Genomic DNA, 6,633 nt, shown 5'->3' on the forward strand with positions numbered 1-6,633 from the left:
GCATGTCATATCCCTCCCATGACCGCCATGATCGCCACTCGGGGTCGGCCCGGCCGAGAGTCAATCCGGCGCGAGTGTGGGGAGGCGGCGTGGCCGCCGCCGTGGTGGCCGCACTGATCGTGGTCGTCGGAGCCATGATCAGCAACCGGCTCCTGGGCATCCGCGCGCTGACTCCGTACGGGAACTCCGCTTACGGCAGCACGGCGATCACGGGATACGCGATCTCGGCCGCCACGGCCGCGCTCGTCGCGACGCTGCTGCTCTATGTCCTCATGCTGTCGACGCCGGAGCCGACCAAGTTCTTCGGCTGGATCGCCGGGCTCTTCACGGTGATCATCACGATCCTGCCGTTCATGTACTCCGTGGACCTCATCAGGCAGATCGCCACGGCCGCCATCAACCTCGTCGTCGGCATCGCCATCTTCTCGCTCCTGGCCTCGATCGGCCGCACGGCCATGGATTTCGAGCACGTATCGGACCCCGACCCGTACCCGTACGAGCAGCCCCGGGGATATGAGCCGCAAGGTTACGAGCCCCGCGGATACGACCAGCGGGGATACGACCAGCGGGGACATGAGCCCCGAGGTCACGAGCCCAGGGGACACGTGCGGCGCGGGTACGAACGTCCCGGCGAGTACGAACAGCGCGAATACGAGCAGCGCCGAAGCCGCGACCCGTACAACTGACCTCGCAGATCATCAATCGCACTGGCGGGTCGAGACCCGCCTTGTGGCATCACTCGCGTCCTTGGTTGATGGGCAGGAGTTCCTCGGCGGGCAGGGCGAACCCACGGGAAGGACCAGCGGCGCGCCTGCCGCCGGGCGGCGCCTCGGTGATGCGCAGCGCAGGCACGGACAGATCTGGTACGTACAGGACCGCGACATCAACGTCCGGATCGAAGGCGACGACACGCGCCTTATAGGCCTTGCCGTCGTCGGCCGTGACGGTGACGGACTCCAAGACCCCCGCCACCACGTGCGCCACAGTCACTACGCGCTGGGGCGCGTATACGAAACCCGCCCCTCGAGCTTCCTGCCACATGACTGCGCCAGCCCAGAGATGCGCACCACGCTCCGCTTCTCGCTGACAGACTCCGCCGGGATCACGGCCTCACTGTCAGGCGTCGGAGAGCTGATGGGCAGCGGCCAGAAGGGCAACGTGATCGAGCACCCGCTCAGGACGAGAAGTAACGGCAGCCAGACCCAGCGCATCATGCCTCCATCGCTTCATGGGACACCTTCGCCCCTGGAAGGCCCACGGTCCTAGCCGAGGCCACCTGCACTCAGGGACATATCCGATCAAGCTACCGGCGCCTGATAACGATCATGCAGCCGAGTGGACAGGCACTTTTCGTGATGGGGGCCCTGTCTTGAAGGCCGTAGAAGCGTGGCACCTCTTCCACTCCTCGGCCCTACAGGGCAGAAGTCACATCTGTATGCGAGAAATCTTTACCCTTGTACAACAGCGGTTCCCCAGCGGCCTTCGCCAGCGCATACGCGAAGCAGTCGCCGAAGTTCAGCTTCGCCGGATGACCGCTACCCCGGCCGAAATCACGGTGCCCACGAGCAGGCGCTTGGCGGCCGGTTCAGTACGACCCATGCGTTCATTTTGATCACACATGAGTTCGTCTGGAGCCAGCGGAGGGCACCAAGTCGGGACGGACAAACCGACTAAAGGGGGACATTCAATGCCCAAAGCGATCATCCCCATCATGTTCGCCCTTGCGATTGCCGTGATGCCTCACGCGGCCGCCGGCGCGCGCACGCCCCTGGACGTGAACGAACAGGACCGGACCTTCCTCCGGCAGGCGCACCAAGGCAACCTGGCCGAGATCCAGGCCGGACAGACCGCCCAGGACATGGGCGCCGGCAAGGCGGTCCGGGAACTGGGCGCCAAACTGGTCAGCGATCACACCAAGATGGACGACGACGTGACCCGGGTCGCCAAGCAGGTAGGGGTGGACCTGCCCGACAAGCCGAGCGAGGTCCAGCGCCGCCAGCTCGGGGAGTTGGCCGCCAAGAGCGGCGAAGCATTCGACCGAGCATGGCTGGCCGCGCAGATCGCCGGGCACCGCCAGAGTCTCGCCAACGGCGCCAAGGAACTGCGGAAGGGATCCTCGCCGGAGGTGAAGCAGCTCGCCACCGATGCCAAGCCCATCGTCCAGACACACCTCGACCTGCTGATGGAGGCCAAGGGCGGCACCTGAGGTCCGAAGACCGGGGAGTGTCAAAGGTCCAGGATGACGTCCTCACGTGGCCGGGAGCAGCAGATGAGCGCGTCGCCTTCGGCGGGCGCGTCGAGCGGCTCAGGCGAGTAGTCGACGCTTCCGGCCAGCAGGCCGCTCTCACAGTTGTGGCATACGCCGGTACGGCATGACCAGCGGGTGGGCACGTCACAGGCTTCGGCGAGCTCCAGCAGGCTCATGTACGCGGTGCTCCAGCTCACCGTCAGCCCGCTGCGCGCGAAGGAGACCGCGGGCCCGTCACCCGGCGGACCCGCGGGCGGGTGTACGGGAGCCACCGAAGCGCTGGTGACACCAGGAGTCAGAGACGGACCGGCGCCGAAGATCTCCGTACGTACATGGGAAGGAGCGAGCGCGGAGGCGGCGAGCGCGACCGGGAGGTCCCGCATGAGCGCGGGAGGGCCGCACACGTACGTGTCGGCGCCGCGTGGCAGGCCGAGGCCGCAGAGCAGGTCGAGGGAGAGCCGGCCCCTGGAGTGGTAGTCGACGCCCTGCCGGTCGCCTGGGGCCGGGCGGCTGTAGCAGACGTGCCGGTGCGCGTTCGCCAGCCGGCCGAGCAGGTCGCGGCTCTCGTCGGCGAAGGGGTGCTCGGTGCCGTCTCGCGCGCCGTACAGCCACCACACCTCACGAGAGGATCGCTCGGCGGCGAGCGTGTGCAGCATGGCCATGACGGGGGTGGCGCCGATGCCCGCCGAGATGAAGACAACGGGACCGTCACCGGCCACGAGCGTGAAGGCGCCTCGCGGGGCCGCGCATTCGAGGACGTCTCCGGTACGCAGATGGGCACGCAGGTATCCGCTGGCCACCCCGTGCGGCTCCTGCTTGATGCTGAGGCGATACTCCGCGCCGCCCGGCGGGCCGGACAGCGAGTAACTGCGGATGAGCGACGGCCCGCCGCCCTCGGATGGCACCCGAACGGTGAGAAACTGGCCCGGCAACGCGGCAGGAAGCGGGCCGCCGCCGGGCGCGGCAGGGAGCGGGTCGATGCCGGGCGTGGCAGGACGCGGGTCACCGTCGGAGGCGGCAGGACGCGAGCCACCGTCGGGGGCGGCCAGCGTCACGGAGAACACGCTGGCGCTCTCCGCCTCGATCCGCTTCACCCGGAGCGGCCGGAACCCCGGCCAGGCCGGCGGCGGAGAGACGGCGGGGGCCAACCCCGCGTTGCCGCCCGCCGCGCCGGAAGCGCCGTCGGCCTGGTCGAGCAGCGCCTCCAATGACGTTCTCCAGCCAGGGCTGAGAGCGGGAATGCGCAGCGCCCGCGCGAGCTGCCGACGGGAGTGGCCCGGCAGGTACAGCAGCGCGTCGATGTCGGCGACCGTCACCTCCTCGGGACCGGAGTCGACCTTGACGAACTCCTGCCCCGCCTCCACCCGGCCCTCGACGAGGACTTTCAGGTAGAACCCCGGACGCCGGTGGGACACCAGCAACGCGGCCATCTGGGGCTCGCCCATCCGCAACCCCACCCGGTAGCAGGTGACCCGCGGCTGGGTGACCTCGAACAGCGCCTCGCCCACCTGGAACCGGTCACCGATGCGGACCTCGTCGTCCGGCAGCCCGTCGACGGTGAAGTTCTCCCCGAACTGCCCGTAGACGAAGTCGTCGCGGCCCAGGTACTCCTGCCAGTGGCGGTAGGAGTCCAGCTGGTAGACCAGGACGGCGCGGTATTCACCGCCGTGCCCGGCCAGATCCCCCTGGCCGTCACCGTCGACGTTGAGCCGCCGCACCATCCGCGGGCCGGCGACGGCGTACTTCCACACGCCGGTACGCACCGTCTTGCCCTGCCAGGCGACGTCCTGCGGAAGACCCACGTTGACCGATACCAGCCGCGCCATGCGTCCCTCCTCGCGTCAGAGTCCGTGTACGGGGCTGGACTACCGAACATACAGAACGAATAGCAACAAAACGGTCAGGGGTTGTTCGCCGGAACGGGAGCGGTGCATTGCCTATCATTAAATTATTAGTTAACTTTCCTGTATGAAGTCGCGCCCCCTAGCCGCGCTCACATTGGCTGCGGCCACCCTCGTCACCGCATTCAGTTTCGCCTCGCCCGCACAGGCCGAAATACCCGGCTATGTCAAGCAGGGCACCTATGGCTGGCCCGACCAATGCGCCGGGATCGGCTACGACGGTCAGACCAACCACACCTGGCGCCAGTACGACTGCGAAACCGTCATCCCGACCAACTGGAACGCCCCGGGCCTTTACTACCTGTGGGTGCAGTACTAAAACAGCAGGTCTAGTTCGGATCAGCACCATCAGCGAAGTGCGCCAGAACCATCTCGACCAGCGCGGCCACGTCGGCGTCGACCATCGGCTCGCCGGTCATGCCCATCCGGTGCAGCAAGGTACCGACGACGACGTCAATGAAGAACAGGACCCGGCTCTCCGGCTCGCCCAGCGCTTCCTGGAGCGCGAGCCGGTACGGGTCCTGCAACCGCGCGGACAGCATCTCGCGTACGGCCGGATCACTGACAGCGTCACTGAACACGCCCGCGAACGCGTCACCCACCCCGGGCTCGCCGATCTTCGCCGCGATCCAGTGAATGGCCGAGGACATGAGCTCGGCCCGGCTGACGCCCTCCAGCGGCACCGGGCCGAACGCGTCCAGCAGGCAGTCCACGATCAGCGCGCCCTTCGACGGCCAGCGACGGTAGATCGTCGTCTTCGCGACGCCGGCCGCGGCGGCGATGCGGTCGACGGTGGCACTCGCGTACCCGAGCTCGTGCACAGTGCTCAGCGTCGCGGCGAAGACCACGTCGTTGAGGCCGGCTCGTGGGCGACCGGGTGGCCTGGCGGATGTGGTCGTTCGGGTCATGCTCACACGATATCCCCTTGCGCTACCATCGGTATCGATACTTGCCGTAGCGAAACCAGGGGGACAGATGAGCGAGGCCACCGGTACGGAGCGGCCGCCGCTGGGCATCCGGTTGATGCATGCCCTGCGGAAGGAGCCGAACTGGTCGGGGATGACGGCCGAGGAGCTGGTCACCCTCCGCGACACGGTGAACCGCAAGCGGGCCTCCCGTCTGGCGCGGCTGATCACCGGGTTCCCTGACCGCGGCGCCATGATCCAGTGGCAAGAGGTCGCGCTACCCGACCGCCGGCTCCGGGTCCGGGTGTACCGGCCCTCGCTCGGGCACGGCGGCGAATGCCTGCCACTTGTACTCCACGTGCACGGAGGCGGGTTCGTGGGTACGGCCGTGCAGAGCGACTGGGTGAACAGTCACCTCGCCGCCCAGCTGCCCGCGGTCGTCGCCTCGGTCGAGCACCGCCTCCTCGACCCGGATACTCCGCTGTCGGCGGCCGTCGACGACGGCTGGGACGTACTGCGGCACGTGGTGCGGCATGCCGCGCAGTGGGGCATCGACCCGGCGCGGACCGCCGTCTTCGGCGAGAGCACCGGCTCGATGGTCACCGCGCTGGCCGCGATCCGGGCCAGGGAGTCCGGCCTGCCCTTGCGGGCGCAGGTGCTGGCCAACTCCCCTGTCGACCTGACCTCGGCGGGATTCGACCACGCCTCGATGCGCCAGTACGCCAACAGCCCGGCCCTCACCTTGACCCAGATGCGGTTCTTCCAGCAGCTCGCCATTCCGCCGGGGACGGATCCTCGCGCGTTGTCGCCGCTGTACGCCGACGACCTGAGCGGGCTGGCCCCAGCGCTCGTGGTGGTGCCGACCATCGATCCGGTGGCCGATCACGGCCGCTGCTACGCAGAACGGCTGCGGGCGGCCGGGACGCCCGCGCGGCTCACCGAATATCCGGGAGCGACGCACGCGTTCCTCAGCATGCCGGGTGTGGTGCCGCAGGCCAAGGCCGCGCGGGCGGAGATCGTCGAGTTCCTCCGGGAAGCCTTCGCCGGGTGACGGGTCCCGGCCTCGATCCTCGCCGCCGGACAGTCGCCCCCATCCCGAGGCACCCGGTTCACCGCAGTGCCGGTCGGGCGAGAGCGGCGCCCGCCGCGTCGATCCACGGCCGCACCTCCGCCTCCTCGGCCCGCGCCCGGTCGCCGACGCCGGCTCTCACCATTGGTCGTCGCCACCGCAAAGAACGCAAGCGCGCCGCCTCTCTGAAAGACGTATATAGGTGCCTTTCAGCTAATTGCCAGAGGTTCGTCTCCGACGACCACCTCGCACAATCAACTCCCCCGCGCCCGCCATGGGTGCGGGGGCGTCTGTATGTCGCGGAAGCTGCGGGTGTCCCATACAGATGTTCCTTCGCGCCACTGGAGGCGGTGGAATATGTGTCGTCTTCCCTGGTCGGCCTGACGAGGCTGTCGATCACGTTCATTCCGCTCCCGAGGCTAACCCGTCGCGCCGTAAGGTCGCGTCACGGCGACCACGTTCACGAGCCGTTCCAGGCCGTCAAAGTCCTTGGGGTTCGCGGTGAACAAG

Annotated in this window: 7 protein-coding genes; 4 read left to right on the forward strand and 3 right to left on the reverse strand. The window is 68.2% G+C overall.

Annotated elements, in window-relative coordinates:
- Positions 1-2: 2 nt before the first annotated feature.
- Positions 3-686, forward strand: a complete 684-nt coding sequence (locus AB0J16_RS35525) for a DUF6069 family protein (RefSeq protein ID WP_358547769.1) — start codon at positions 3-5, stop codon at positions 684-686.
- Positions 687-735: 49 nt separating this feature from the next.
- On the opposite strand, the gene AB0J16_RS35530 is transcribed toward AB0J16_RS35525, so the two are convergent.
- The gene (locus tag AB0J16_RS35530; RefSeq protein ID WP_358547772.1) at positions 736-975 is read right to left on the reverse strand and encodes a trypsin-like peptidase domain-containing protein; all 240 of its coding nucleotides are present in this window, start codon (positions 973-975) and stop codon (positions 736-738) included.
- A gap of 712 nt (positions 976-1,687) precedes the next feature.
- On the opposite strand from AB0J16_RS35530, the gene AB0J16_RS35535 reads away from it, so the two are divergent.
- A complete protein-coding gene (locus AB0J16_RS35535) occupies positions 1,688-2,206 on the forward strand; it encodes a DUF4142 domain-containing protein (protein ID WP_358547775.1) in 519 nt (172 codons plus the stop codon).
- A 20-nt stretch (positions 2,207-2,226) separates the two neighbouring features.
- Here AB0J16_RS35535 and AB0J16_RS35540 read toward each other — a convergent pair whose 3' ends face one another.
- Positions 2,227-4,074 carry an MOSC and FAD-binding oxidoreductase domain-containing protein gene (locus tag AB0J16_RS35540; RefSeq protein WP_358547777.1) on the reverse strand — a complete coding sequence of 616 codons (1,848 nt, stop codon included), beginning with the start codon at positions 4,072-4,074 and terminating at the stop codon, positions 2,227-2,229.
- A gap of 142 nt (positions 4,075-4,216) precedes the next feature.
- On the opposite strand from AB0J16_RS35540, the gene AB0J16_RS35545 reads away from it, so the two are divergent.
- Positions 4,217-4,468 (forward strand): hypothetical protein, encoded by a 252-nt coding sequence (locus tag AB0J16_RS35545; protein ID WP_358547780.1) that lies wholly within the window; start codon positions 4,217-4,219, stop codon positions 4,466-4,468.
- 10 nt (positions 4,469-4,478) lie between these two features.
- Here the strand turns inward: AB0J16_RS35545 and AB0J16_RS35550 are convergent, their stop codons facing one another.
- Positions 4,479-5,057 carry a TetR/AcrR family transcriptional regulator gene (locus AB0J16_RS35550; protein ID WP_358547783.1) on the reverse strand — a complete coding sequence of 193 codons (579 nt, stop codon included), beginning with the start codon at positions 5,055-5,057 and terminating at the stop codon, positions 4,479-4,481.
- A 67-nt stretch (positions 5,058-5,124) separates the two neighbouring features.
- On the opposite strand from AB0J16_RS35550, the gene AB0J16_RS35555 reads away from it, so the two are divergent.
- The gene (locus AB0J16_RS35555; protein WP_358547786.1) at positions 5,125-6,105 is read left to right on the forward strand and encodes an alpha/beta hydrolase; all 981 of its coding nucleotides are present in this window, start codon (positions 5,125-5,127) and stop codon (positions 6,103-6,105) included.
- The last annotated feature ends 528 nt before the right edge of the window (positions 6,106-6,633 follow it).

The organism is Nonomuraea sp. NPDC049750 (assembly GCF_040659625.1).
In the GTDB taxonomy this organism is placed as follows: domain Bacteria; phylum Actinomycetota; class Actinomycetes; order Streptosporangiales; family Streptosporangiaceae; genus Nonomuraea.

What these genes read in the sequence shown, in the direction of transcription:
- AB0J16_RS35555 (WP_358547786.1), top strand. Translation starts at nt 5,125, where the DNA reads ATGAGCGAGGCCACCGGTACGGAGCGGCCGCCGCTGGGCATCCGGTTG.
- AB0J16_RS35540 (WP_358547777.1), bottom strand. Translation starts at nt 4,074, where the DNA reads ATGGCGCGGCTGGTATCGGTCAACGTGGGTCTTCCGCAGGACGTCGCC.
- AB0J16_RS35550 (WP_358547783.1), bottom strand. Translation starts at nt 5,057, where the DNA reads ATGACCCGAACGACCACATCCGCCAGGCCACCCGGTCGCCCACGAGCC.
- AB0J16_RS35525 (WP_358547769.1), top strand. Translation starts at nt 3, where the DNA reads ATGTCATATCCCTCCCATGACCGCCATGATCGCCACTCGGGGTCGGCC.
- AB0J16_RS35535 (WP_358547775.1), top strand. Translation starts at nt 1,688, where the DNA reads ATGCCCAAAGCGATCATCCCCATCATGTTCGCCCTTGCGATTGCCGTG.
- AB0J16_RS35545 (WP_358547780.1), top strand. Translation starts at nt 4,217, where the DNA reads ATGAAGTCGCGCCCCCTAGCCGCGCTCACATTGGCTGCGGCCACCCTC.